Consider the following 26,192-nt stretch of genomic DNA (forward strand, 5'->3'; position numbering starts at 1 on the left):
TGGTCATGCCATAGAGGAAGTTACCAGGCGGCGCTCCCAATCCTCATTTTTCCTGTGCTTTTTTCTTGCCAGCAATTTCATAACACCTGCAGCCACCAAACCACCTACGACAAATAATCCTACTGTCATGATCTTTGTTTCGATGCTCTTATTACTTGGATGCTCATTTAAGCCCATAGGTTTAGGCAATAATACTGCGCCAAGTCCTGCAGCCAACCCTAAAGCAGCACCACGTGCAAGAGCATTTTCTCTCTGGCCTATACCTGCGAAACTATAAAACAAACTATTACTTATGATATCTCCTGCCAATGTCCAGGCATACAGGCTTCTCTCGTTAGGGGTCCTAGCACCAATTACTTTTAAACCCTTGGCAAGTGCATTCATTCCCAACAAATCCATCCTGGGTGCATTAGGAACCTTATTTTTTACAGTTTCATGTAGCAGGGTCATTGCGGTGGCACCAGCAATACCCCCTTCTAATGCATATATAGCTTTCATTTTTTTCATTTTAAGTATACCAATCCACTGGAAAACATAAAAATTCAATGCCAGCTATTTTAAAGGGGATATATATAGAAATATGTGAAAAAGTGTTGAATAGATTTACCAAATCCCATATCCTGGTATTCCTCAACACACCAGGCAGGTAGAAATCTTAACCATGAAGGCAAGCGTAATTATTTGATGACTACAGATCCTAATTTCCGCGACAAATCGATTTCCATTTGTTTCAAATGAACATGGGTCAGAAATAATGTTTGTTGATCTGCGGGACTTGCTTTTTCAAGATCCTGTTGATTTTCCAGAAGCAGCCTTTTTACCTTTCGCAATTTTAAATAATTGATAGCGCTTTCCACTTCTTCGTTTGTGGTATCTTTTTGCATATTCAAAAAGCCCATAAGATCTTCTTCATTTTCCGGTCGAAGTGAATGGATAAAATCTTTATAATCCTGTTCAAAAAGGCTTTTTTGATATCCGGTAGACTGGCTTAATTCTCTTTTCCAGTGCGGGCTTTCCTCATAAGGAAAATACGCCAGGGAAACGGCCAGGGTACTTATCACAGGATCTGAGTGATATAAAAAGTAGTTTTTATCAGGCTTGATATGATCAGCTAATACATCCTTATAGGTATGTATAAACTTAACGATCACTTCATTGTCAATAAGATCTTCTTCCGGAAGTTCAGTTAACACATGCTGCGCTATCAATTGAGAATCATCCCACTTTTTATACCCATGTTCTAAAAGTATCCTGGCTATTTCCCTTTCCTGCAGGTCATCTTTAAAAAGTAAGTTGAAGGTCTGATCACTGAAATTGTTTTCTGCGGCCTGTCTTGCATTTTCTTCTATTGACTTTGCTTCATCAAAAGGTATTTTACTTTCGGTAAGAGAAATGCGGTTCCGGATAAATTTATTTACAAGATTTGTAAACCCAGTTTCATCTACGTGTAACAATTCGGAAGATTGCCTGATATAATCCTGCTGCCTGGTAAAATCTTCTGTTTTATCAATCCTCGCAAGAGTCTCAGCAATCTGGTTGACAACTGCTGCTTTCTTATTCGCATCTGTTCCGGCATCCTTTAAGGAAACTTCTATCTGGAAAAGGATAAAATCCTTTTTATTATGAAGTATAAAATTCCGAAAAGCCGAAGCTCCCACTTTTTTTACGTAGCTATCCGGATCTTCCTTATCAGGAATTAATACCAACTTGACATTGAGGCTTTCTTCCAGGGCCATATCCAACCCCCGCATGGCGGCCTTTACGCCGGCGGCATCACCATCATAAATGATAGTAAGGTTCTTTGTGTATTTTTTGATCAGCCTTAACTGGTCCTGTGTTAGGGAAGTACCACCACTTGCCACCACATTTTCAATACCCGCCTGGTGCAGCGAGGTTACATCCGTATAACCTTCAACCAATAAACATTCATCTGCTTTATCTATAGCATGCCGGGCAAAATAAGTTCCATAAAGGATCTTACTCTTTACATACAATTCATTCTCGGGGGTATTGATATATTTAGGCGCTTTTTCATTGCTCTTTATCAGCCTTGCACCAAAACCAATGATCTTACCACTGTTGTTATGTATGGGGAAAATGATACGGTCCCTATAATTATCTACCAACTGACCCTGTCTTTCTACTGCAAGACCTGATTTTTGTAAAAGCTCAGGGTTATACTGTTGTTGCAATGCTTCTTTTACAAAAGCATCTTTTTTTTCTGGTGCATAACCAATTCCAAACTTTCTGATAGTGTCTTCGGTAAAGCCCCGTTCCTTTAAATATTCAAGTCCTATATTTTGTCCATCTTCAGTTTCAAACAACTGGTGGGCATAAAATTGTTGGGCAAACTGGTTGATAATAAAGAGACTTTCGGAGGTCTGTTGAGCCAGTTTTTTCTCAGGTGAGGATTCAGTTTCTTCAACCTCAACGTTATACCTGTTAGCCAACCATTTCAGCGCTTCAACATAAGAGAGCTTTTCGTGTTCCATTATGAAAGAAATGGTATTGCCACTTTTTCCACAACCAAAACATTTAAAGATCTCTTTAGATGGTGAAACAGTAAAGGAAGGGGTCTTTTCGTGGTGAAAAGGACAATTCCCCAAATAGTTTGAACCTCGCCTTTTTAATTTGACGAAGTTTCCAACCACATCAATAATATCGATCCGGGAAAGGATCTGTTGTATCGTATTAGGCGAAATCACAAGATAGCAAATATAGGAACCTCAAGCATGATTAATGTAAGCATTTAAGGTGATAAAAATCTTATTTTTTTAAGCTTAAAGAGTTTTAAATTTAATGTACCATCCTACACCGGGGATAGTGAAGCGAAAAAACCTATTTATTTAACAATAAAACCTTCATCCCATGGTTCAGACAGACATCTCACAGTTGTCCGCCGAAAGCGCCGAATGGCGGCAGATTTTAAGGAATCATCGCATAGAACTGAATGATTTCAAAAAGGCGCTCCAGGAAACCTGTAAAAACTCTCTATCTAAAGACCAACTCCAGGAAGTAGAACACTACGACAATCAATTTCACATCCAGCTCATTAACATTCACGATCTCAAACAATCTATTAAATCGCACGAGAAAAAAGTAATTTCTGAAGGTGATCAGATTTCCGAGTCCACCTATGCGGAACATGAACAATTATTGAACGATTTTTTGCACGAAGAAAACCTGCTCCAGGAACTTCGGAACGAGTTTCAACAATTTGTCAGCAAGACTAGCTGTCTATAATATTTCATACTCCATTTTATAAAACATACACGTAAGGGTATGTATAGAATCTCTATTGCCTCATACAAAAACTATATTTTATGCCAGAGTTTGATACCTCTCATGTCAAAAATATTGTTTTGCTGGGCCATGCTGGCTCCGGCAAAACAACATTAGCGGAATGCATGTTATATGAAGCCGGATTGCTATCCCGCCGCGGTTCTGTTTATGAGAATACAACAGTGGGTGATTATCACCCCCTGGAGCAGGAACGCGGCAATTCTATTTTTTCTAAATTAATGCATACTAAGTGGCGTGGTTTTAAAATAAATATTCTCGACACTCCTGGTTATGATGATTTCGTAGGTGAAGTTCTATCTGCGTTAAGGGTGGCAGATACAGGTGTGATGCTATTGAATGCTACCATGGGAGTTGAAGTAGGAACAGAAATCATATGGGAATATACAGACCGGTTTAAAACGCCTATGATAATTGCCGTTAATAAACTGGATGATGAGCAGTCTGACTTTGAGAAGACGGTTCAGCAGGCAAAAGATCATTTTGGATCCAATATAACCATTGTACAATACCCAAGGCAGCAGGGGGCCGGCTTTCACGAGATCATTGATGTCCTGAGAATGGTCATGTATAAATTCACAGATACAGGTGGCAAACCTGACAAACTCCCTATTCCTGAAAATGAAAAAGAAAAAGCAGAAAATCTTCATAAGGAACTGGTTGAAGCGATTGCCAGCAATGATGAAACCCTGATGGAAAAATATTTTGATCAGGGTGAACTTACTGAAGATGAAATGAAAGCAGGCATGAAAAAAGCCATGATCAGGCACGATCTGTTCCCTGTATTTTGCCTGAGTGCCGAACGCAACATGGGTAGCGGACGTTTAATGGGATTCATTGACAATGTTTGTCCCAGTGCCAATGAAATGCCGCCACAAATAACTACCAGTGGCGAGGAATTACCCTGCCAGGAAAATGGGCCAGCCTGCATATTTGTGTACAAAACCATTTCAGAACCTCATGTTGGTGACCTTTCCTTTTTTAAAGTTTTCTCAGGAACCATAAAAACAGGCATGGAGCTAATCAATGAATCAAATGGGGTCAATGAAAAAATAAACCAGCTGTTTCTTATGGAAGGCAATAAGAGACTGCCCGTTAATGAACTAGTGGCCGGCGATATTGGTGCCACCTTGAAACTTCGCAATACGCATGTCAATAATACGCTTCATGTAAAAGGAAGAAATTACGAATTACCCCCAATTGAATTTCCTACTCCAAATATGACGGTTTGTATTGAGCCTGTAAATAAAGGAGAAGAAGAAAAACTGGCGCAGGCACTTCACCAGCTTCGGGAGGAAGACCCAACTTTAATAGTGGAAGTTTCGCAAGAATTGAAACAAACACTTATTCATTGCCAGGGTGATATGCACCTGGCTGTTGCAAAATGGAAAATAGAGAACTTGCATAAGGTGCCGGTGAAGTTTGGCAAACCCAGGATTCCCTACCGCGAAACGATCAGGAAAGTGGCTGAAGCCAATTACAGGCATAAAAAGCAATCTGGTGGTGCTGGCCAGTTTGGTGAAGTGTATATGAGGATCGAACCCTGGTATGAAGGTATGCCTGAACCTGATGGCCTGAATGTGAGAGCACGTGAAGTTTTCAACCTTGACTGGGGTGGCAAGTTGGTTTTTTATAATTGCATTGTGGGGGGTGCTATTGATACCCGCTTCCTGCCTTCCATTCTAAAAGGGGTCATGGAAAAAATGCAGGAGGGACCGTTAACCGGATCTTACGTCAGGGATGTAAGGGTCAGTGTTTATGATGGCAAAATGCACCCTGTTGATTCCAATGACATATCATTTAAGATCGCAGGCATCATGGCCTTTAAACAGGCATTTCAGCAAGCAGACCCACAAATATTGGAACCTATCAATTCCGTTGAGGTATTGTGTCCTGAAGATCTCACAGGGGCTGTAATGGGCGATTTGCAAAGCCGAAGGGGATTGGTGGAAGGTATGGACACAGAAAGCCATTTTCAAAAGATCATTGCTAAGGTTCCATTGTCAGAAATGCATGATTTCTCATCCTCCCTTCGATCACTTACCCAGGGAAGGGCTAAGTTTAAAATGCAATTTGATAGTTACCAGCCAATGACATATGAATTACAGAAAAAACTAACCGAAGAGTACAACAAGTCAGAAAAAGAAGTATTAGCATAAATTCAACACCATTTATTTTAACCTTAGCCGTCTATTTGAAGTCCAATAGTACGGCTAAGTGTTTTCCTGTAAACAAAGGAAATTTTCAGGGGGATTAGGAAATTCTGAACTTTTCTTATTATTTTGAAAGCACAAAGCAACCATTTATTAAAATCTTCCTCCTATGCATGCCTATTTTCGTAATCATCAATTGTACCTGGCTGAAAGGTCAGAATGGCTCGATCGCCATGTTGTAAAGACCAGTAAAAGAGCCCTAATGAAAATTGAAAGCTGGAAATTAATAGCACAGTCCGGCGACCAGGATAATCAATTAAGATTAGTTGAGAAATTAGTGAAGGATTCTTTACTTACAGCTATTCCCAATAAAACCGTTCTTCATAAAGAAGGATATTTTCTGGCAAACTTAAAAAACTAATAATAACTAGGCCGGCAAAACAATTGTCCGGTCTTTTTATTACTACCTGCATTACCGCCTTTCAATAAATCCAATCATATTAAAACCTCTGCCTTATGGGTGCGTTTTTATCCTATGTACAATCCAGAAACCAATTCAGCATCAGTTATCCCTATTATGGTTTATTTGGTACCGCAGATGTAAAACTGTTACAATCTGCAGAAGAACTCCTGTTCGAGTGTAAACTTGTTAATGGAGCAGTGGTATTGATCAAGAAGATAGGCCAATCAAGGAAATGGATAGATGCCCAGCTGGAAAGGGAAACTCCATTGTCATCTGTATTGGGAATGTACATTGAAGATTTTATCAAAGAGGCTTAAATAAAAAAAGAGGGCTTTATGGCCCTCTTTGATTGTATCTCTTTTAATTTCTTAAGCGTTTACTAATTTAGCTTTACGCTTAACTACTACTGTTTCTTCCAATTCAAGTTCTTCAAGCAAACCGTTCTTTTTAAAGTAAACGGCGTGCCATACATGATCTAAAGATACTTGTTCTGAACTTTCATATTCCGCTTCTGCAAGTTTGCTCCAGCTACCATCCCTGTTTAGGTCGGTAGTGATTTTTGAAGTTACTTTCGGGTAAGCAACCCAAAGTTTAGATTCTTCTTTTAATGCAGGCATAATGTCATCCAGGATGCTATTCAATTGGTTTTCACTTACAGCAAATACCAATGCAAAGTCGATTTTCCTGGAGCGTAACAATGGAGTAAGATTCTTTGCAAAAGAAAGTTTACAAAATTGTTTTTCAATTGAAGAAGGAAGGCCCTGAATTAAAATGTTCTTTTCGTTTTTAAGTTGAAGCTTTTCTAAAATTGTTTGTGACATACCGGGATAACTGTTTTTTTTAAACGTTGTGAAGTAGTACTAAGGTTTTTCACACAAACAGGTATGCAAAATTACGGAAAATACTAACCCTGACCAACGATTTAAACAAGAAAAAACCCGCCAATCGTGGATTTGCGGGTTTTTATTACAATTTATACAATTATTTGCCCATGGGCTTGTAATATTTCATGGCTTCAGGCATCCATTTCTTGATATCATTGATACGCCTTGTATCAGAAGGGTGATCACTCAGGAACTCAGGTGGACGGGCTGAATTACTCTGTGAGGCCATCCTTTCCCAGAAAGGAACTGCTTCCTGGGGATTATAGCCGGCAAGTGCAGTCCAGATCAATCCATAATGGTCAGCCTCAGACTCATCAGCACGGGAGAATTTTAATATGCCTAATGATGAACCTACACCAAAAGCCTGCAAAAAAACATTTTGGGTTGTACTGGGCTTATTGGATAAGGCAACTGAAAGTGCAGAACCTAATCCCTGCTGAAGCATTTGCTGGCTCATCCTTTCATTACCATGCTGGAATACGGCGTGTGTAATTTCGTGACCCAGAACGATTGCCAGCGCAGCCTCATTACGGGTATAAGGCAATAAACCAGTATACACAACTATTTTACCGCCGGGCATACACCAGGCGTTAGCTTCCTTATTATCAACCAGGTTATATTCCCATTTATATCCCTCTAATTGATTCTGTAAACCTTTTGAAGCAAAATATTTTTCAACAGCATTGGATAACCTCTGCCCCACTCTTCTTACCATTTCAGCATCCCTGTCGGCGGAAGCACTGACTACCTTATTGGTTGATAGGAATTGCTGGTACTGCTGAACTGCCATAGACTGGAGTTCTGACTCTGGCAATAATTTAAGCTGACTTCTTCCTGTAATTGTATTTGTTGAACAGGATACGAATAAAGTTGCGGCCAAAAAAACGACCGTTAATTTCCTTACCATCTTACTATTTTTAATGTTACGGATTCAATGATTATACCAAAGTAGTATAGATATCCAGGAAGACGATAGGCTTACTTCTGCTTTGTTAAAGCTTTTCACGTTCTTTACGACGACGATCGCGGTGTTTTAGAATGGGAACCTTGCTTTCACTGCCTTTAATCAACCTTCCTATATTTTTCTGGTGGGTAAGCAAAACAAGCATGGCAACAGTTAAAGCAAAAACCCTGTAGAGCTTTTCAGGCTCATTGAAGATAACAAGAATAAATATGGGGAATGCAATACTGGCAAGAATAGAACTCAGAGATACCCACCTTGTCAAATAAAGCACTAATATAAAAACACCTACACAACAAAGAGCAACGTTTGGCTGAATACCAAGTACCATCCCAAAAAGAGATGCTACCCCTTTACCCCCTCTGAATTCAGCCCAGATGGGGAAAATATGACCAACCACAGCGGCAAGTCCCAAACCCAGTTGCATGTTAACAAGGTAAATATCGTTCTCAAAAGAGTTTGGTAAAAAGAAAGCAAGCTTAACAGCAACGATTGCCTTAAGCATATCCACTATCATTACAATAGTTCCCCATTTGGATCCTAAAACCCGGTAAGTATTGGTAGCGCCTGAGTTACCACTACCATATTCTCTTATATCAAAACCAAAGAAAACTTTGCTAACTATGACAGCTGTAGGAATACTACCTATGAGATAAGCAAAGACAATCAATAAAACCTCATTCATAGAATAATGGTTGAAGCAACGCAAATTTAATAAAAATCAGCCAGAGTGTTTGTTATTTAAGAGGTAAAACATTACCTATTAACAAACAATAAGGATATCCAATTATTACGTTCCAGCGGCTTTAATAACTTAAGCCCTTGTTTTTCACAAGCTTCAACTATTATGTCCTGGTCAGTTACCAGTAGTCCACTTAATAGTAATGTACCATTTAAGGGATTCAGGAGGCTTTTCATTTGAACCAGGTATTCCAGAATTACATTACGGTTGATATTGGCAAGAATAATATCGAATTGCTGCGAGGGTAAATGTGGTGTAAGCTCAACAATAATTTTGGAACAACTATTTCTCATACAGTTTTCCTTTGCATTTTCAATGCTCCACTCGTCTATATCTATGGCCCTGATTTCTTTACTGCCCAGTTTTTCAGCCAGTATGGCCAATATCCCTGTCCCTGTTCCAAAATCAAAAACAGTTTTACCTGCAAAATCCATATCCTTCATTTGTTGTATCATCATATGTGTGGTAGCATGATGACCAGTGCCAAAACTCATCTTTGGTGTGATCACTATCTCATACGATACATTGGAAAAGGGTTTATGAAAATCTGCCCTGATGGCACAAAAATCATCAACAACCACTGGTTCAAAATTTTTCTCCCATACCTCGTTCCAGTTTTGTTCTTCCAGGGTTGTGATAGCATACTGGTATGGTTCCAGGATTTTATATATAGTATTTAAATCAAAATTATCTGCCGGGAAATAAGCGACCAATGAGTCCTGCGTTTGTTCAAAACCGTTAGCGTCCATATCTTCCAGTTGGCTGATCAGTATTTCCTGTTGTACCTCATTTGCCGATATATTTATTTGTATACTATTCATAATAATAAAAATTAAAAAGGCTGCCTGTGACAGACAGCCTTTACATACTATAAAAGATCTTCTTATTGATTTTCCTGTGGCCTGTTTTCCTGCTGCCTGTCCATTCTTGGTTGTCCTTCCGGCTTTGGCAATAAAATCTTACGGGACAATTTGAACTTACCAGTTTTAGGATCGGTACCTGTCAGTTTCACTTTCACCTTATCACCTTCATTCAATACGCCTTCAAGGGTTTCCAAACGCTTCCAGCTAACTTCAGAGATGTGCAATAATCCTTGCTTGCCCGGTAAGAACTCAACAAAAGCTCCATACGGCATGATTGATTTCACTACTGCTTCATACTCATCTCCTACTGTTGGCACAGCTACGATCCCTTTCACCCAATTGTGAGCCTTGTCAACCTTTTCCTTATCCGTACCGAAAATGCTGACTTCACCCATATTGTTTTTCTCTTCAATATTGATGGTAGTTCCTGTTTCGCGTTGTATTTCCTGTATAACTTTTCCACCTGGTCCGATCACAGCACCGATATATTCACGGTCAATGAACATTTTCACCATACGTGGCGCATGTGGCTTCACATCAGAACGGGCTTCAGGAATACAATTGTACATGGCATCAAGAATATGCATCCGTCCACGACGAGCCTGTTCAAGAGCATTACGCATGATCTCCATGCTCAGTCCGTCAACCTTGATATCCATCTGGATTCCGCAGATACCTTCGCGGGTACCAGTCACTTTAAAGTCCATATCTCCCAGGTGATCTTCATCGCCAAGGATATCAGTAAGCACTGCGAATTTTCCTTCCTTGGATATAAGTCCCATTGCAACACCAGCAACGTGCTTTGGCATTGGAACACCTGCATCAAACAATGCCAATGAACCTGCACAAACGGTAGCCATTGAAGAAGAACCATTGCTTTCCAGGATATCACTTACCACGCGCAATGTATAGGCGTAGTCAGCTCCTGGCAGCATTTGTTTCAGGGAACGTTGTGCCAGGTTACCATGTCCTACTTCACGACGGCCAGGTCCTCTTAAGAACTTTACCTCTCCGGTAGAGAATGGAGGGAAATTATAGTGTAAAATAAATTTTGAATACTCTGATTTGGCAGCGCTTTCAACCAACAATTCATCAAGTGGTGTACCCAGGGTTACTGTGGTCAGTGATTGGGTTTCTCCCCTTGTAAATAATGCAGAACCGTGTGGAGTAGGTAAAATATCAATTTCCATATCCAGCGGACGCACCTGGTCCAGTCCCCTGCCATCAAGGCGGATCTTATCATTCAATATCATATCGCGTACCACATCATATTGCAGGTCTGCGAGATAATTTTTGATCAGTTTCTTTGTGTCATCACTTAAGTCCTCACCTTCGGCCAGGTTAGCTTCTTTAGTGATGGTTTCCTTCAGCTCTTCGTAAAGCTTTTTATATTTTTCCTTGCGTTCTGTTTTTGGCAGATTAGCACGTGAATCGGCGTCAATTCTTGCTTTTGCAAATTCCTCTACCCTTTTGCGTAATACTACATTTTCTTCGGGTTTGGCATACTCCCTTTTAGTAGTAACACCAACCATGTCTCTTAGTTCCTCTTGAGCCTTGATCTGAACCTTGATCGCTTCATGGCCAACTTCAATTGCTTGAACAATATCTTCCTCACTGCACTCTTTGGCTTCACCTTCCACCATCATGATATTTTTCTCGGTGGCAGCAATGATAAAGTCCATATCGGACTTTTCCATTTCACTACGGCTTGGGTTGATCTTGAATTTGCCATCAATGCGGCTTACACGAACCTCAGAAATGATCTCCTGGATAGGAACAGTGGACACAGCAAGTGCTGCAGATGCAGCCAGGCAAGCCAGGGAATCTGGCATTACTTCCGCATCTGAAGATATCAGCGTTACTATAACCTGTACTTCACAGAAATAATCATCAGGAAAAAGAGGACGCAAAGCGCGGTCTATTAAGCGGGAGATCAATATTTCTCCATCGCTGAGCCTTCCTTCACGTTTAAAGAATGATCCGGGTATGCGGCCTGCTGAAGCGAATTTTTCCATATAGTCAACGCTTAATGGAAAAAACTCCTGGCCGGGCTTTGGTTCTTCCGTGGCAACTACAGTGGCTAACAATATGCTGTTGCCCATTGTAACTGTAACAGAACCATCTGCCTGGCGGGCCAACCTGCCCGTTTCGATGGTTACTTCACGACCATCGCCTATGCTGAATGTTTTACTGAACTTTTGTGATAACATGAGTAGAATTTGAGGGTGTTTGATAATTAAAAAATAAGCCGGTATAAAAGCCAAAACCCAACTGAATAAAGTTGGGAGGTAGCTTATACATTCTTTACTATACTTATTTTCTTATTCCTAATTTCTCAATTAAAGTACGGTAACCCTGGAGGTTATGCTTTTGCAGGTAGTTTAATAAGCGACGACGCTTACCAACCAATTGCATAAGACCGCGATGCGTAGAGAAATCTTTTTTGTTTTGTTGCAGATGACCTGAGATTTGTGCGATGCGTTCAGTGAGCAAAGCGATCTGACCCTCAATAGACCCTGTGTTGGTTTCCTTACCGCCAAAATTGGCAAAAATGTTAGCTTTTTTTTCTTTTGTTACTGACATCGTGAATTTTTTAGAATTGCATCCGATTAGATACCTTAGTATATTTTGGCGGCGAAGGTAAGTAAAACCTTGCTAAAAAGAGCTTAAACTAAAGCTTAAATCCTGATAATGGGAATGAAACTTTAATATATTTAAAGTTATTATCATACAATTAGCCTATGTTTCCATCAGCAAGTAGCCTGGGACTGAGTTTTGTTAATAAAGTTGAAGCTTAATTCGAGGTACCAAGGTTACAGTGATACCTTGATTTGACAACCTGGATCAAATTCCAAAATCATCACAGTTTTTGCCCCGGGAAGCGTAATCTTGAAGCTACAAATGGGCAAACAGTATTGTATTCCAATTTCTTGCTTTCCATCATCCGACAATGTGCCGGGTATATGCCGGCTCTTTAAAGGGGCGGCACAAAGGTGGCACAGAGGCGGCACACAGGCGGTACATTACAATCTTTGGCCGGTATTTGTATAATTCCAAAATAGGTTTTAAATGTTATTACAAAAAAAGTTGTCAGGTTAACATTGTAGACTATGATTAGGAATTGAATTTGTTATTGAAATCGCGATAAATAGGCTAAAGAAACGTTTGAACCAGGAAATACGAATGCACTTCCCAATTTTGACGTCCATGATTTATTCTACATAAGCGGATATTTTTGCGATATGGAAACGTACAATCAAATCTCCCCTGATGCCAGGGCTATTTTAGGACTACAACTGCCAACCGATCCCAGGTGGGTAGACCTGGCGGGTAAATCACTGGAAGAGATTTTGACCGATCATGCCTATTGCGAACAAAAGGCTGCTGTAAGCTGTATCTCCCTGATCCAGCGGTACAACCAAAAGGAAAGGCTGGTCACGGCCCTGGCACCCATAGTGACAGAAGAATGGGGACATTTTCGCCTGGTATTGGCGGAACTACAAAAAAGGAATTTAAAATTGGGCTTGCAGCGAAAAGATGCATACGCCAATGCCCTAATTTCTTTTTGTCAAACGGGCGGTGCTGAAGAAGGAAGATTACTGGACCAACTGCTGTTGATGGCTATGATCGAAGCCCGAAGCTGCGAACGATTCAAACGACTAAGTGAGGGACTGGAGGATGAATACCTGCGAAAGTTTTACCGCCGCTTCATGGAAAGTGAGGCGGGCCACTATACACTTTTTATTGATCTTGCCGAGACCTATATTGAAAAAGAAAAGGTTCGGAAAAGGTGGCAGGAATGGCTTGAGTTTGAGGGAAAACTGATCTCGGGTCTGGATGTCAGGGGCGACAGGATACATTGATCTTTCAAGCCCATAGCTTATAAAAAGAATTCTACTTATCCGACTGCTTGAAGAAATCCAGTTCCCTTTGCAGGTCCAGATAAGGAAATTGCGTCATCAAAGCGCTTGTCTTTTCATAATAGCTCTTAAGGAACTTTTGATGCTGCTCCGAAGCCTTGTTAAAAGGTTTATGCTGAAAAGCCAATTGAATCGATTGTATTTCCTTGATCAGGCTTTTAGTTTTTTCATTCATGCAGGCATCAACAAATTTCTCCCATACATATTGGGTGGCAAAATAATTAGGATGTACAAGGTCTTCTGCATAAAAACGATAATCGCGCAGGTCATCTATAACCAATTCATAAGCGGGGAAATAAAATAGCCTGTCAAACTTGTCCACCAAATGATGAACAGCCTGGATCAGTAAAGCCTTGCTTCTGTTATTTTCAACTACGCCTTCCCGTAAATGCCTTACAGGACTGATGGTAAAAATGATCCTGGCCCTGGAATTGAAAAGGAAGATGCGGTGCATGACATTATCAAGCACTTTCAAAATTTCTTCAAGCGTCAATAACCTCCTGCTAAACCAATCAGCAGGTGCTTTGTGATTATTGGCAGCAACGTTTCCCACCCGGGCATTTGCTGCTTTTTCCGTCAGTGTATATACCCATGCCGATCCCAATGTGATCATTATATATGCTGCTTCCCCAAGAAAGCTATGGGCATTTTCCGTTGAACGGTTGATTTTTTCAACTGATTCATTTATTGTAACCGCAGAGAACCGGCTATGATGCTTCCAGCTATGCCAGCCTTCGTTTAAATAAAAAAGATCCTCAGGGATGACCTTTACGTTTTCAATATATCCTGTAATCGCTTCAGCCACGCTTACAGGATTGAACAGGATCCCATTTGGATTTTCATGTACAGTAAACCCTGATCTTTTCAGTTTGTCTCCAATATTCTCAGTAAAACAGGAACCAATAAGAAATAGTTTATCCCTGTGCGTTATGGGCTCTGGTAATTTCCTGATATCGAATTCGTAATGAAACTTCATGTCAATAGCTATTCATTCATATCAAACAAAGATCCGGGATGCGAGTTCAAGGCATTTTTCAAGTGCTGCTTTATTAATATTATTCAATAAATTCCTTTCTTCCAGGTAATCTATGATCCATTCCGTATTCATATTGCCAACAAGATCATCCTGTGCCATTGGGCATCCTCCTATTCCTTTCAATGCCCCATCAATACGGGTGCAACCAGCATTCACTGCCGCTTCCAGCTTTTCCTTCCAGTTCCAGGGAGTCGAATGCAAATGTACCCCTATGGTAGTGGTGGGATACCTGGGTGTAAGGGTATTTAGGGCGAAACTGATTTGTTCAGGCGTAGCCAACCCTACTGTATCTGCCAATGAAAGAATTGTTATTCCTCTTTTGACCATTTCATCGGCCCAAAACAATAACACTTCTTTGCTATAGGCATCGCCGTAAGGATTCCCAAAACCCATGCTCAGGTAAACGACGAGCTTCTTATTCCGGCTGATACAGAGATTTTGGATGTCTTCCACTCTTTTCGCACTTTCCTCCATTGAACTGTTGGTATTCCGTAGCTGGAAAGTAGGTGATAAAGAAAATGGGAAACCCAGGTAAGCGATTTCATCAAACGACACTGCCATTTCTGCCCCACGTAAATTGGCAACAATACTTAACAATGATGATCTTGAATTATGATATTGTAGTCCTTTCAAAACCTCTGGAGTATCTGCCATTTGGGGGATGGCCTTTGAAGATACAAAACTCCCAAAGTCTATAGTATCGAACCCAACCTGCAATAAGGCATTGATATATTCTATTTTTTGTTTTGTGGGTATATTATGTTTCCAGCCCTGCATAGCATCCCGCGGACATTCAACAAGGTGAAAATTTTTATCAATTGACAACGGCATAGGCATGTTATATTCTATTATTTTCCTGATACTGAGTTTAGAAGAAGGAATAATATTACTATTACAGACCCTGGGTTCTTTGCTTCATAGCTTCATAAAGTATCATGCCTGTAGCCACTGACACATTGAGTGATTCAAAATCGCCGTTCATAGGAATGCTGAATTTTTCATCACTTATTTTCATCAAAGCAGGATAGATTCCTTTTTCTTCCCCACCCATAATTATAGCCAGAGGGGTGGTAAAATCAACGTCGTAGATTTTAGTCGCTGCAGTCATTTCACTTGCCAGGACTTTAATGCCGTTCAGGTGCAGTTCATCAACGGCTTTCATCAAACTGTTTACCCTGCACACCGTTACTTTTTCCAAAGCGCCAGCCGAGGTAAGAATGGCATCTTCATTTAAGGCACCGACGCCTTTCTCAGGTATAATTATAGCTTGGACGCCAGTACACAGGGCGGTCCTGGCGATACCGCCGATATTCCTTACATCAGTAATACCATCTAAAATAAGGAAAAGTGGTGTCTCACCCTTCTCTACCACCCATGATATGACCTCCTGGAGGTTATGATATTGCACTTTTGAGATCAATGCCACACAACCCTCATGGTTATCAACATTAAAGCTATTGAGCTTTTCCAGGGGCACATAACTTATCGGCACACCATGCTGCGAAGCCAGGTGCCGTATCTGGCTGACGGGATCACCAGTAGCTTTGGAATTCAAAAAAATTTTATCCAGGGCTTTCCCTGATTGCAGGGCATTGATGATGTTAGTCTTGCCTACGATCATGGAACTCTTCTTAGGCCTTTGCTGGGGTCTGAAATTTTTCACGCTTCAAAAATAACTTAGTCTGGCTTAGTTTATAAATAACTATAAATCCCACCTGGGCCTTTTCAGCAGTGCTACAGGTAACATAATGAGAATATAGAGTAAGACGATGCCTGCCAGGATAAACTTGGCCAGGGCGCAGTAGAATACCACCTGCAGTGCAAATGAAGGATTGAATCTGCCATTGATGATAAAGAGCATCACCAGGTTTTCACATACATCAAATAAAGCTGCAGCTATAGCCATTGAAATGAACCGGTCACTCCAGTTGACCAGGGGAAATTTTTCTTTCAGGTAGATACAGGAAGAAATAAAAAACCATGTATAAGCAGCTATAAAAACAAAATCCAGGTAAATGTTCAGGGCTATATCATTGTAGTTCCAGAAAAGCAATAGCTGGTTAAGGCGCACTGTGGTTTTGGCAAATTCGAGGTCAAGAATTCCTATGGAACTGGAGGGAGTGATCAAAGATTGCCCCTGCCAGCGCATAATGAACATCATGATCAGCAAGGAGAAAAAAGAGAACAGCAATGTTCTTTTCATAGGATGAAAATAAAAAACCTCTGTCGAAAGAACAGAGGTTTCTACAATTGTCTTTAATATTATTTTATTCCAAAAGCTTTTTTCACCTTCGGCACATAGTCCAGCTTCTCCCAGGTAAATAACTCAACTTTCTTCTTTACCACCTTTCCGTCGGGTGAAGAGAATTCTTTGGTTACTACTTCAGGCTTACGACCCATGTGGCCATAGGCTGCAGTTTCACTATAAATTGGGTTGCGAAGTTTTAAGCGCTGCTCTATAAAATAAGGACGCATATCAAAGATCTCTTCAACATATTTCCCAATTTCACCATCGCTCATATCAACTTTGGCAGTGCCATAGGTATTTACATTCACACTGGTAGGTTGCGCTACTCCAATAGCATAGGAAACCTGCACCAATACCTCATCACAAATGCCTGCGGCAACAAGGTTCTTTGCTATATGGCGTGTAGCATAAGCAGCTGAACGGTCAACCTTGGAAGGATCCTTACCACTAAAAGCGCCACCGCCGTGTGCACCTTTACCGCCATAGGTATCTACAATGATCTTTCTGCCTGTAAGACCGGTGTCGCCGTGAGGGCCACCAATCACAAACTTTCCGGTAGGGTTAATATGGTATTTGATATCATTATTGAAAAGCTTTGCGTATTTCTTATATTTTGCTTTTACCCTTGGAATCAGAATATTAATGATATCTTTTTTGATCTGCTCCTGCATTTTCGGCTCCGTGCCAAAATCATCGTGCTGTGTAGAAACCACTATAGCATCAATACGTACAGGCTTATTGTTGTCGTCATACTCCAACGTAACCTGGCTTTTGGCATCAGGACGCAGGTATTTGATCTGTTTATTTTCACGGCGTAATGCTGCCAGTTCCTGCAATAATTTATGGGCAAGATCAAGGGCAAGCGGCATGAAATCCTCGGTTTCATTGCTGGCATAGCCAAACATCATTCCCTGGTCGCCGGCACCCTGCTCTTCTTTGGTTTTGCGATCAACTCCCTGGTTAATATCTGAAGATTGCTCATGAATAGCTGAAAGTATGCCACAGGAATTGGATTCAAACATGTATTCGCTCTTGGTATAACCAATCCGGCGAATAACCTGGCGGGCAATTTCCTGTACATCCAGGTAAGCTTTAGATTTTACTTCTCCTGCCAATACAACCTGGCCCGTAGTCACCAATGTTTCGCAAGCCACCTTGGAATTAGGATCGAATGCTAAAAAATTATCAATTAAAGCATCAGAGATCTGGTCGGCAATTTTATCGGGATGACCTTCTGATACGCTTTCTGACGTAAATAAGTAAGGCATGAACTGGGAAAATTTATATTAGTTAGTAAATTAAAATCGGGTGCAAATATAACACCCGATCCATAATTATAAGTTGGAGTAAATAATACGTAGTCGCAAACGTTGATCGGCATTAAGATAATTGCCACCGCCAAGCACCACCCTGCCCATGCCAATACCTTGTGCTATTTGTGGTCTTACATAAGCTCCTGCCAATGGAACATACAGTTGTGTTCTTAAAGGAGCATATAAACGCAAGGTATCATTAGGAGTATGGCGTGTCACAATACCCTGGACATACCGCGTGATATCAAAATGATATTGGTTATTCTTTAAATTACCTCCAAAAAGGCTAAGGTCTATAGAATTGTTTACACCGAGGCTTATATCCCTGTCAAACAAAAATGCAGTATCGGGGGTTCCACTGTTGGTATGATCCAAAAATAAATAAGGAGGAGGGGTAAATTTCTCTGAACCAGTTGAAGGCAGCACTGAACTGATGATCTCCGCTTTGTGAATGACCTTATTTCCCAAGGTTGAAAGATCTGGTATATTGACAGAGGCATAAGATCCGGACGGCGCCGACTGGATGTATACCTTATCATCACCTGGAGTTCCATTATTCAAATAGGAGGCCCAGTTGGAAGCAGGTGTCATCTTTACATAATTAGCCTGTCCATTGGTGCGATGGGTAAAATCAGTAGACAAAGTATCCCTTGTACCATTGTTATGTACTATCTGGTAATATACTGTAAGCCTGGTTTTTGAAGTAGTAGTAAGGTCAAAATAACTGAGCATATTACTACCATTGTCTGCCTTAATGGCCAGTCCTGCAAACAATTTCCTGAAAATAGAACCATTGGTGGAATCCAGGTAGTAACCACCACTAAGCGAGCTACTGGTAGTGTCATATTGAGCAAACCTTTCTCCCAATGTATTATCTAGCCTGATCCTGACAACATTATTTACAGTGGTCGTATCGCCCTTCCTTATCAGACGGATAGAATCTTTGGCAGACTTCGCGGTAAACGTTGCAGTTCCTAATTCTGACCCGGTTGTTGGGAAATCTGTGGTTGGATCAGCATATTTATATAGAACAGTATCTTTAAAATCTGGGTTTTGAGCGATCTCGTAAACGTGAAGCGTCTGAACTCCATTAACTGTATCCCCATAACTATTATCATATTGAAGGGAAAGAACAACAGAGTCGATGATCTTTGTAGTGTCACGACCAAGAAATGGATTAGTACCTAAAGATACCGGCGTGAGATTGAAATGAAAACCTGCATGCGTAGTTCCAAATTCAGGGTCATTCAAATCACCTGCTGCTACCAGGTCACTATAATTAACCTTTGTGGTATCGTTATAAAGCAGGTTATTTGTAACGGTATTTAAAGCAACCTCGAAAGTATTTACATTATCGACTGCAGGAATTAAATCACCACCTAGATCTGTAGCTTCATTAATTTTTTTGCAAGAAATAAATCCAACTAATAAAAACAGGGCCGCAAAGAAAAAGATCCGGGTGTGCTTTTTCACAAATATTAATTAAAGCAGTTTGAAAAATTACTTGTTCGCAAGATCGCCATACAGTTGTAAATAGTCTGTTAAATCAGACTCCGCATTATAGGGCAATGTCTTCTTCCCGCGAACTTTAGAGAATTCATCTACCAGCTTTTTATCGATCTTTTCTGCACCGAAAGTTATGGCATCTGCATAGGTAGCGCCACCACGGAACATAGCCAGGTTATTTGCATCTTTATAGGGCTCAAGATCCTTTTCTTTTAAGGAAGGATGAATCATTGCTTTTTGTAAGAAATCGGTACCCAGCTTCTCCTTAAATGTGGTTTGCCCTATGGTATAAATGATTTTACTGTGAGAGAACACTGGTTCTTTTTTATATACCGTTTTAAGATACAGGGGTATTAATCCGGTCATCCATCCACTGCAATGAATGAGATCAGGAGGCCAGCCAAATTTTTTGACGGTTTCCAGGGCTCCCTTGCAAAAGAAAATGGTCCTTAAACCATTATCATCAAACCATTTTTCATTGTCGTCAGTGAAGATGTGTTTTCTTTTAAATAGATCTTCATTGTCAAGAAAATATACCTGCAAACGTGCATTAGGCAGGGATGCTACCTTTATCTGAAGGGGAAAATCTTCATTGTCAATAGAGACATTGATACCAGAAAGGCGCACTACTTCATGCAGCCTGTGGCGGCGCTCATTTATGGCTCCGAACCGGGGCATGATGCACCGAACTTCGTAACCGCTATCATTTGATTTTATCGCCAGCTTGTTTACAATTTCTGAAAACTCAGTCAATTCAAGGTATGGAGACATTTCGTTGGCAATGAATAAAATTCTTTTCTTTGCTGACATTGTAACCGTTTTAAACTCTGGAAAAAAGGTTTGCAAAGGTAACCATTTCTAATTAAAAGCAGCAGCCAGTAAAATCTGCACTCAAGATTTATGATCCTTTTCAAAAAGGCCGGGACAATAACAGACCATCTTCAAGACCAAAAGAATAAAGGCAAAACCGTAGGATTTGTCCCTACCATGGGTGCTCTTCATGAGGGCCATATATCCCTGGTCGAACAGTGCCGGGCAGCCAATGCAATCACTGTGTGCAGCATTTTTATCAACCCTACGCAGTTCAATAATCCAGATGATTTTACACTATATCCCGTAACTCTGGAAAAAGACATAGAACAATTGCTAAATGCCGGGTGTGATATATTATTTACGCCAACCATTGACGAGATATACCCCCCGGGTTACCAAAAAAAACATTATGAACTGGGTCCTATAGAGCATCGATTGGAAGGATTTTACCGCCCGGGGCATTTCCAGGGTGTATGCCAGGTAGTCGACAGGTTGCTGGAGATCGTAGGTCCGGATAATCTGTATATGGGTCAAAAAGATTTCCAGCAATGTATGGTTATCAGGAAATTATTGGATCTGACGCATCGCTCGGGAAAAGTTCAACTGCATATAAGCCCTACAAAAAGAGAGACTTCAGGTCTTGCCATGAGCAGCCGTAATTTAAGATTAAGCCAGGATGAAAGGTTATTGGCCGTTACCATTTTTAAAGAGCTGGAAAGCATAAAATACGGACTGGACAAACTACCACTAAAGTCACTAAAGGAAAAAGCCACAGAACATTTAATTGAAAAAGGCTTCAAGGTTGATTATGTGGAGATAACCAGGGCTGAAGATCTGCTACCCAGCCAAAATACAAACGAAGCTGATGTTGCCCTGGTGGCTGCCAGCATTGGAAAGGTGAGATTAATAGATAATCTTCTTTTGAATTAACAAAGACTTCACGTCCATAAATTACCTTTGCGTCCGCTATGAATATTGCAGTTTTGAAATCTAAAGTGCACCGTGCAGTTATTACCGAGGCAAATCTTCATTATGTTGGTAGTCTTACATTGGATGAAGACATTATGGAGGCTGCCAATATGATTGAAAATGAAAAAGTAACTGTGGTGAATGTCAATAACGGAGAAAGACTGGACACTTACCTGATCAAAGGGAAAAGAGGTTCAGGCGTTTGTTGCTTAAATGGCCCGGCAGCACGGAAAGGAATGGTTGGTGATGTTGTGGTTATCATCTCCTATGCATCAATGCCCTTTGAAGATGCCAAAACTTTTAAACCCTGGGTTGTATTCCCAAAGGAAGGAAACAAGTTGTAGAAAATTCAGAAAACGAATAAGGGTGACCGCTTGATTCAACATTGACCATACATTGATTATTGGCCTGTTGGTCTGTTCGGCATTCCTTTGGTATCTTCGAATTGAATGAAGAAATCCATCTTTACGATACTCCAGTATTCTTTTTTCCTCGGGCTGGGAATTTTATTCGTATGGCTTTCTGTGCGTAAGATCGATCATTCACAATGGCTACAGATCAAAGATGCTTTGCAGAGAGCCAGGCACTGGTTAATATTCCCTGTATTCGTTTTATTACTACTCAGTCATTATTTCAGAGCACTTCGATGGAAGATATTGATGGAACCCATGGGCTATCACCCCAGCACCTTTAATACGTTTGCCGCTGTTATGATTGGTTACCTGGTGAACGCAGGTGTGCCGCGGTTGGGTGAGGTGGTAAAATGTACACTCCTTTCCCGTTATGAAAACGTACGTGCCGACCGTTTGGTAGGTACCATAGTTATGGAAAGAGCCGTAGACCTCGTTTCATTGATCGTAGTATTTATCCTGGCACTACTTTTCCAGGGACATGTCATCGGGGATTATGTATCTCATTCATTTGGAAAATTCTTTACAGATAAAACCGGTCACGCTTCCATACAAAAGATCCTGATTGCACTGGCTATCATTGTTACAATTCTGAGCTTGCTTTACTTCATGCTTAAACGTTTTGGACATATTGATGCCGTTGCGAAGATCAAGCATGTGATCAAGGGTATTCTTCATGGCCTGAGCAGTATCAAATTCATCAAGCACAAGGGGATATTTCTTTTTTATTCAGTTTTGATCTGGGCGCTTTACCTGGCCAGCACCACTATTGGCATATATGCTTTACAGGAAACAGCATACCTGGGAATTGGCGGAGGGTTAACTACCTTAGCTGTGGGAAGTGTAGGGATGGTATTGACACCAGGTGGTATTGGCGCTTATCCCCTCCTGGTAGCCAAATTAATGGGGCTGTATGGATTAAATGAGGACACTATCGGTAATGCATTGGGTTGGTTATTATGGTCTGTTCAAACCATCATTATCATTGGAGCTGGTGTAATATTTTTAGGTTTATTTTCCTATCACAATAAAAGAAAGCAAAGCATTGAATCCCGGGAACAGTATACAGAACAAAATATTGACATTACCTGAGTTGCTGCGAAAGGTCAGTCAATGGCGAGTAGTTAATAAAACCATCGCTTTTACCAATGGCTGTTTCGACATCCTTCATGCCGGTCATATCGCATCACTAACCGAGGCGTCCCGGCAGGCAGATTACCTGGTAGTTGCTGTTAATGCAGATGTATCCATCAAAGGCCTTAAAGGTGATAACAGGCCGGTAAACGATGAAAATGCCAGGGCGCTCGTTGTGGCAGCTTTGGCTATGGTCGATGCGGTGATCCTGTTTTCCGAACCCACACCAAGAGACCTGATTGTTTCTATACAGCCTGATGTCCTGGTGAAGGGAGGAGATTATAAAATTGAAGAAATAGCAGGAGCCCCGGAGGTAATAAGCTGGGGTGGTAAAGTTGTATTAAACCCTATAGTTGAAGGATTTTCTACCACTTCAATTATTAACAAACTTCAAAATAAATAGCCATTTATACTTAAGCACGGATGTTGCGTATATTTATATCGATACGAAACATTTTGCATGTCAAATTCCAGGCGTAAGACAATTCCAAGAGATATTAGTTGGCTTTCATTTAATGCCCGTGTGCTGCAGGAGGCTGCTGACCCAACTGTACCCCTACGGGAAAGAATCCGTTTCCTTGGTATTTTTTCCAATAACCTTGATGAATTTTTTCGGGTAAGAGTTGCCACATTAAAACGAATGATCCAGGTGGGCAGCAAAGCCAAAATGCACCTGGAAGCTAATCCCGAAAGTATTCTTGAGGAGATCCAAATGACTGTTTTAAACCAGCAAAGTGAGTTTAACCGTATTTGGGATGGAATACTTGAAGAACTCAAAGAAGAAAAAATATTCCTTGTCACAGAAAAAGAACTCAATCAGGAACAACAGGAATTTGTGCAACGATATTATGAAGAGGAAGTAAGCCAAAACGTTATCCCACTCATGATAGAAAGCATTCAGGAGCTAACCTTTCTGCGTGATAAATCCATTTACCTGGGGGTGGTCATGTGGAAACAGGAAAGTTCTTTAAAAAGAATGTATTCTATTATTGAAATTCCTACCAGGGTAATGAGCCGTTTTGTGATCCTCCCCTCCCCAGATCATGAGCACCATATAATCTTATTGGAAGATGTCATCAGGTTCAACCTACCCGAGATATTCAGCTATTTCGGTTACGATCAATACCAGTCAGGGGTTTTTAAATTAACCCGCGACGCAGAAATAGATATTGACAATGACATATCGACCAACCTGATTCAGAAAATTGAAAAAGGAATCAAGAATCGCCGCAAGGGAAAACCTGTAAGATTTATCTACGACAAGGAAATGGATCCGGGTTTGCTGGAATACCTGATCAGGAAATTTAACCTTAGTAAGCGGGATAATATCATTCCCGGTGGACGCATCCATAATTTCCGGCATTTCATGGATTTTCCAAAAGAAGTATTCAACGGGGAAAGCAAGAGAAGAAAACCATTTGATCATCCCCTATTATTAGAAAACAGGGTTACGGATGTGGTCATGAGAAGAGATGTAATGCTCCACTTCCCTTACCACTCTTTCAATCCCGTTATTGATCTATTGAGAGAGGCTGCCATTGATCCGGATGTAGCTTCTATTAAGATCACTACCTACAGGTTGGCAAAACAATCAAAAGTGATAAACGCACTTATAAATGCAGTAAGAAATGGAAAGCAGGTGATGGTGATGCTGGAAGTGCGCGCCCGCTTTGATGAAGAGGCCAACCTGGCCTGGAAAGTAAGACTGGAAGATGAAGGTGTCAAAGTATTGATAGGGATACCCAACATGAAAGTACATGCCAAGGTCTGTGTAATCAGAAAACGGGTGCAGGACCGGATTGTCCAATACGGATTTGTCAGTACAGGTAATTTAAATGAAGATACTGCCAAAGTATACGCAGATCACTGCCTGCTTACGTCCAATAAAAATATAATGGCCGATGTGAACAGGATATTTAATTACCTGGAACACCATAAAACAGGAACACATTTTTTAAAGGCATGTAATACCATTGTTCCCAGCCCCATATTTGTCAGAAAAGAGATTATCAGGCTGATAAGGGCGGAGATCAAAAATGTTCAGAAAAAAGGGAAAGGTATTATTACCGCTAAAATGAATTCGTTATCAGATGAAGAGATCATTAACGAACTTTACGAAGCTGCCAAGGCGGGTGTAGAGCTTAATTTAGTGATCCGTGGAATCTTTTGCATGTTTGGTCAAAACGATAAGTTTCTTGCACCCGTAAAAGCTATAAGCATTGTTGACGAATACCTTGAACATGCAAGGGTTTGGATCTTTCATAATGGAGGAAAAGAAAAGGTTTATATTTCATCGGCTGACTGGATGGTTCGCAATCTTGATCACCGTGTGGAAGCATCCTGTCCTATTTTTGATGAACGGATCAAGAAGGAATTAAAAGATATTCTGAATATTCAATTGCAGGATAATGTGAAGGCCCGTTGGCTGGATAATGAATTAAGCAATGAATATGTGAAAACACCTGGAGAACCCATACGTTCGCAGGAAGAAACATTTAATTATTTAAATCGTAAAATAGCCATACCAGTTGAGGTTAGCAGCAATTGACATAGGTAGTAATGCAGCCCGCCTGCTCATCATTGATGTGGTCATTGGACCTGCAGGGAAATCTGAATTTGTAAAACTTACACTTGTCAGGGTGCCTCTACGGTTGGGTTTTGACGTTTTTGAAAAAGGTCTCATCTCCCCTGAAAAAGAACAGATGCTGATCAAAACCATTCAATCCTACAAATTACTGATTGATGTTTACCATGTAAAAGATTATATCACAGCAGCAACATCTGCCATGAGGGATGCCTCCAATGCCAAAGAAATTCTACAAAAAGTAAAGACAGAATCAGGTGTTGATATTAAAGTGATCACGGGTGAGGAAGAAGCTTCTTTTATTTATGAGAATCACGTGGCAGAAAACCTTAATACACAGGAATCTTACTTATATATAGATGTCGGTGGAGGCAGTACTGAATTAAGTTTTTTCAGCGATGGCAAACTGGTTTCAAAAGAATCCTTCAACATTGGAACCATACGTTTGTTAAAGAACCAGGTGAATGAAGACCACTGGAACCAGATGAAAAAATTCATCAAGGAGAAAACCACAGGCTACCACCATATTACCGCCATTGGATCTGGTGGAAACATCAACAAGATATTTTCACTATCAAAAAGAAAGGAAGGAAAGCCATTAAACCTTGAATTGCTGCGTAACTATTATAAAGAATTCAGCAGCCTGAGTTTATCGCAAAGAATATCAATGTACAAACTTCGCGAGGACCGGGCTGATGTTATTGTGCCTGCCTTGCTGATCTATATCAATGTAATGAAATGGGCTGATACAGAAGAAATATTTGTTCCGAAAATAGGCCTGGCGGATGGCCTTATTCACATACTTTATGACCGCCTTCGAAAAACTGCGATCACTAACTGACGTTAGAATAAAATGCTCCGTGATACATACTTGTCTTGCTGGTACCTAACTT

26 protein-coding genes are annotated in these 26,192 nt (G+C 40.6%); 11 read left to right on the forward strand and 15 right to left on the reverse strand.

The genetic code is table 11. From position 1 onward, the window contains the following. Positions 1–3 precede the first annotated feature (3 nt). Both BP74_RS01195 and dnaG read right to left on the reverse strand, forming a co-directional pair. Positions 4–498, reverse strand: a complete 495-nt coding sequence (locus tag BP74_RS01195) for a hypothetical protein (protein ID WP_496370225.1) — start codon at positions 496–498, stop codon at positions 4–6. A 179-nt stretch (positions 499–677) separates the two neighbouring features. Beyond that, entirely contained in the window at positions 678–2,705 is a 2,028-nt protein-coding gene (gene dnaG, locus BP74_RS01200) for a DNA primase (RefSeq protein WP_496370227.1), read from the reverse strand. Between the two features lie 163 nt (positions 2,706–2,868). On the opposite strand from dnaG, the gene BP74_RS01205 reads away from it, so the two are divergent. The 4 genes from BP74_RS01205 (at position 2,869) to BP74_RS01220 (ending at position 6,233) form a co-directional block, all read left to right on the forward strand. Further along, positions 2,869–3,243, forward strand: coding sequence for a hypothetical protein (locus BP74_RS01205; protein WP_496370229.1), 375 nt, complete (start codon positions 2,869–2,871; stop codon positions 3,241–3,243). An 80-nt stretch (positions 3,244–3,323) separates the two neighbouring features. Then, on the forward strand, positions 3,324–5,459 hold the full coding sequence (fusA2, locus tag BP74_RS01210; RefSeq protein ID WP_496370231.1) for an elongation factor G2: 2,136 nt from the start codon (positions 3,324–3,326) through the stop codon (positions 5,457–5,459). 163 nt (positions 5,460–5,622) lie between these two features. Next, on the forward strand, positions 5,623–5,874 hold the full coding sequence (locus BP74_RS01215) for a hypothetical protein (protein WP_496370233.1): 252 nt from the start codon (positions 5,623–5,625) through the stop codon (positions 5,872–5,874). Positions 5,875–5,969: 95 nt separating this feature from the next. Continuing rightward, a complete protein-coding gene (locus BP74_RS01220; protein WP_496370235.1) occupies positions 5,970–6,233 on the forward strand; it encodes a hypothetical protein in 264 nt (87 codons plus the stop codon). 51 nt (positions 6,234–6,284) lie between these two features. On the opposite strand, the gene BP74_RS01225 is transcribed toward BP74_RS01220, so the two are convergent. The 6 genes from BP74_RS01225 to rpsO form a co-directional block, all read right to left on the reverse strand. Then, positions 6,285–6,737 (reverse strand): hypothetical protein, encoded by a 453-nt coding sequence (locus BP74_RS01225; RefSeq protein WP_496370237.1) that lies wholly within the window; start codon positions 6,735–6,737, stop codon positions 6,285–6,287. 160 nt (positions 6,738–6,897) lie between these two features. Next, on the reverse strand, positions 6,898–7,590 hold the full coding sequence (locus tag BP74_RS01230; RefSeq protein WP_496370239.1) for a M48 family metallopeptidase: 693 nt from the start codon (positions 7,588–7,590) through the stop codon (positions 6,898–6,900). Between the two features lie 202 nt (positions 7,591–7,792). Continuing rightward, positions 7,793–8,446, reverse strand: a complete 654-nt coding sequence (gene plsY, locus BP74_RS01235; RefSeq protein WP_496370241.1) for a glycerol-3-phosphate 1-O-acyltransferase PlsY — start codon at positions 8,444–8,446, stop codon at positions 7,793–7,795. Between the two features lie 71 nt (positions 8,447–8,517). Further along, a complete protein-coding gene (gene prmA, locus BP74_RS01240; RefSeq protein ID WP_496370243.1) occupies positions 8,518–9,324 on the reverse strand; it encodes a 50S ribosomal protein L11 methyltransferase in 807 nt (268 codons plus the stop codon). 62 nt (positions 9,325–9,386) lie between these two features. Next, positions 9,387–11,576, reverse strand: a complete 2,190-nt coding sequence (pnp, locus tag BP74_RS01245; RefSeq protein WP_496370245.1) for a polyribonucleotide nucleotidyltransferase — start codon at positions 11,574–11,576, stop codon at positions 9,387–9,389. A gap of 103 nt (positions 11,577–11,679) precedes the next feature. Further along, positions 11,680–11,949: a 30S ribosomal protein S15 gene (gene rpsO / locus BP74_RS01250; RefSeq protein ID WP_072834646.1), complete on the reverse strand. Its 270-nt coding sequence runs from the start codon at positions 11,947–11,949 to the stop codon at positions 11,680–11,682. Positions 11,950–12,608: 659 nt separating this feature from the next. On the opposite strand from rpsO, the gene BP74_RS01255 reads away from it, so the two are divergent. Beyond that, positions 12,609–13,229: a MiaE family protein gene (locus tag BP74_RS01255; protein WP_496370248.1), complete on the forward strand. Its 621-nt coding sequence runs from the start codon at positions 12,609–12,611 to the stop codon at positions 13,227–13,229. 31 nt (positions 13,230–13,260) lie between these two features. Here BP74_RS01255 and BP74_RS01260 read toward each other — a convergent pair whose 3' ends face one another. From BP74_RS01260 to BP74_RS01290, 7 genes are all read right to left on the reverse strand, one after another. Next, on the reverse strand, positions 13,261–14,262 hold the full coding sequence (locus tag BP74_RS01260; protein ID WP_496370250.1) for a GSCFA domain-containing protein: 1,002 nt from the start codon (positions 14,260–14,262) through the stop codon (positions 13,261–13,263). 21 nt (positions 14,263–14,283) lie between these two features. Continuing rightward, entirely contained in the window at positions 14,284–15,153 is an 870-nt protein-coding gene (locus BP74_RS01265) for a hydroxymethylglutaryl-CoA lyase (protein ID WP_496370252.1), read from the reverse strand. A 61-nt stretch (positions 15,154–15,214) separates the two neighbouring features. Further along, the gene (rlmB, locus tag BP74_RS01270; protein ID WP_496370254.1) at positions 15,215–15,985 is read right to left on the reverse strand and encodes a 23S rRNA (guanosine(2251)-2'-O)-methyltransferase RlmB; all 771 of its coding nucleotides are present in this window, start codon (positions 15,983–15,985) and stop codon (positions 15,215–15,217) included. A 39-nt stretch (positions 15,986–16,024) separates the two neighbouring features. Continuing rightward, positions 16,025–16,525 (reverse strand): hypothetical protein, encoded by a 501-nt coding sequence (locus BP74_RS01275; protein WP_496370256.1) that lies wholly within the window; start codon positions 16,523–16,525, stop codon positions 16,025–16,027. 59 nt (positions 16,526–16,584) lie between these two features. Next, on the reverse strand, positions 16,585–17,838 hold the full coding sequence (gene metK / locus BP74_RS01280) for a methionine adenosyltransferase (RefSeq protein WP_496370258.1): 1,254 nt from the start codon (positions 17,836–17,838) through the stop codon (positions 16,585–16,587). A 66-nt stretch (positions 17,839–17,904) separates the two neighbouring features. Continuing rightward, on the reverse strand, positions 17,905–19,356 hold the full coding sequence (locus BP74_RS01285) for a hypothetical protein (RefSeq protein ID WP_496370260.1): 1,452 nt from the start codon (positions 19,354–19,356) through the stop codon (positions 17,905–17,907). A gap of 27 nt (positions 19,357–19,383) precedes the next feature. Then, the gene (locus BP74_RS01290) at positions 19,384–20,199 is read right to left on the reverse strand and encodes a glycogen/starch synthase (RefSeq protein WP_496370262.1); all 816 of its coding nucleotides are present in this window, start codon (positions 20,197–20,199) and stop codon (positions 19,384–19,386) included. A 90-nt stretch (positions 20,200–20,289) separates the two neighbouring features. On the opposite strand from BP74_RS01290, the gene panC reads away from it, so the two are divergent. The 6 genes from panC (at position 20,290) to BP74_RS01320 (ending at position 26,140) form a co-directional block, all read left to right on the forward strand. After that, complete coding sequence (gene panC, locus BP74_RS01295) at positions 20,290–21,132, forward strand: pantoate--beta-alanine ligase (protein ID WP_496370264.1); 843 nt, start codon at positions 20,290–20,292, stop codon at positions 21,130–21,132. Between the two features lie 38 nt (positions 21,133–21,170). After that, complete coding sequence (gene panD, locus BP74_RS01300) at positions 21,171–21,515, forward strand: aspartate 1-decarboxylase (RefSeq protein WP_496370266.1); 345 nt, start codon at positions 21,171–21,173, stop codon at positions 21,513–21,515. Positions 21,516–21,620: 105 nt separating this feature from the next. Then, complete coding sequence (locus tag BP74_RS01305) at positions 21,621–22,673, forward strand: lysylphosphatidylglycerol synthase transmembrane domain-containing protein (protein ID WP_496370268.1); 1,053 nt, start codon at positions 21,621–21,623, stop codon at positions 22,671–22,673. Continuing rightward, positions 22,660–23,118: a D-glycero-beta-D-manno-heptose 1-phosphate adenylyltransferase gene (gene rfaE2, locus BP74_RS01310; RefSeq protein ID WP_496370270.1), complete on the forward strand. Its 459-nt coding sequence runs from the start codon at positions 22,660–22,662 to the stop codon at positions 23,116–23,118. The genes BP74_RS01305 and rfaE2 overlap by 14 nt, the downstream gene beginning before the upstream one ends. 57 nt (positions 23,119–23,175) lie before the next feature. Then, positions 23,176–25,263 carry a polyphosphate kinase 1 gene (ppk1, locus tag BP74_RS01315; RefSeq protein WP_496370272.1) on the forward strand — a complete coding sequence of 696 codons (2,088 nt, stop codon included), beginning with the start codon at positions 23,176–23,178 and terminating at the stop codon, positions 25,261–25,263. Next, complete coding sequence (locus BP74_RS01320) at positions 25,244–26,140, forward strand: Ppx/GppA phosphatase family protein (RefSeq protein WP_496370274.1); 897 nt, start codon at positions 25,244–25,246, stop codon at positions 26,138–26,140. The genes ppk1 and BP74_RS01320 overlap by 20 nt, the downstream gene beginning before the upstream one ends. The last annotated feature ends 52 nt before the right edge of the window (positions 26,141–26,192 follow it).

It is taken from the genome of Flavisolibacter ginsengiterrae DSM 18136, from assembly GCF_059568575.1.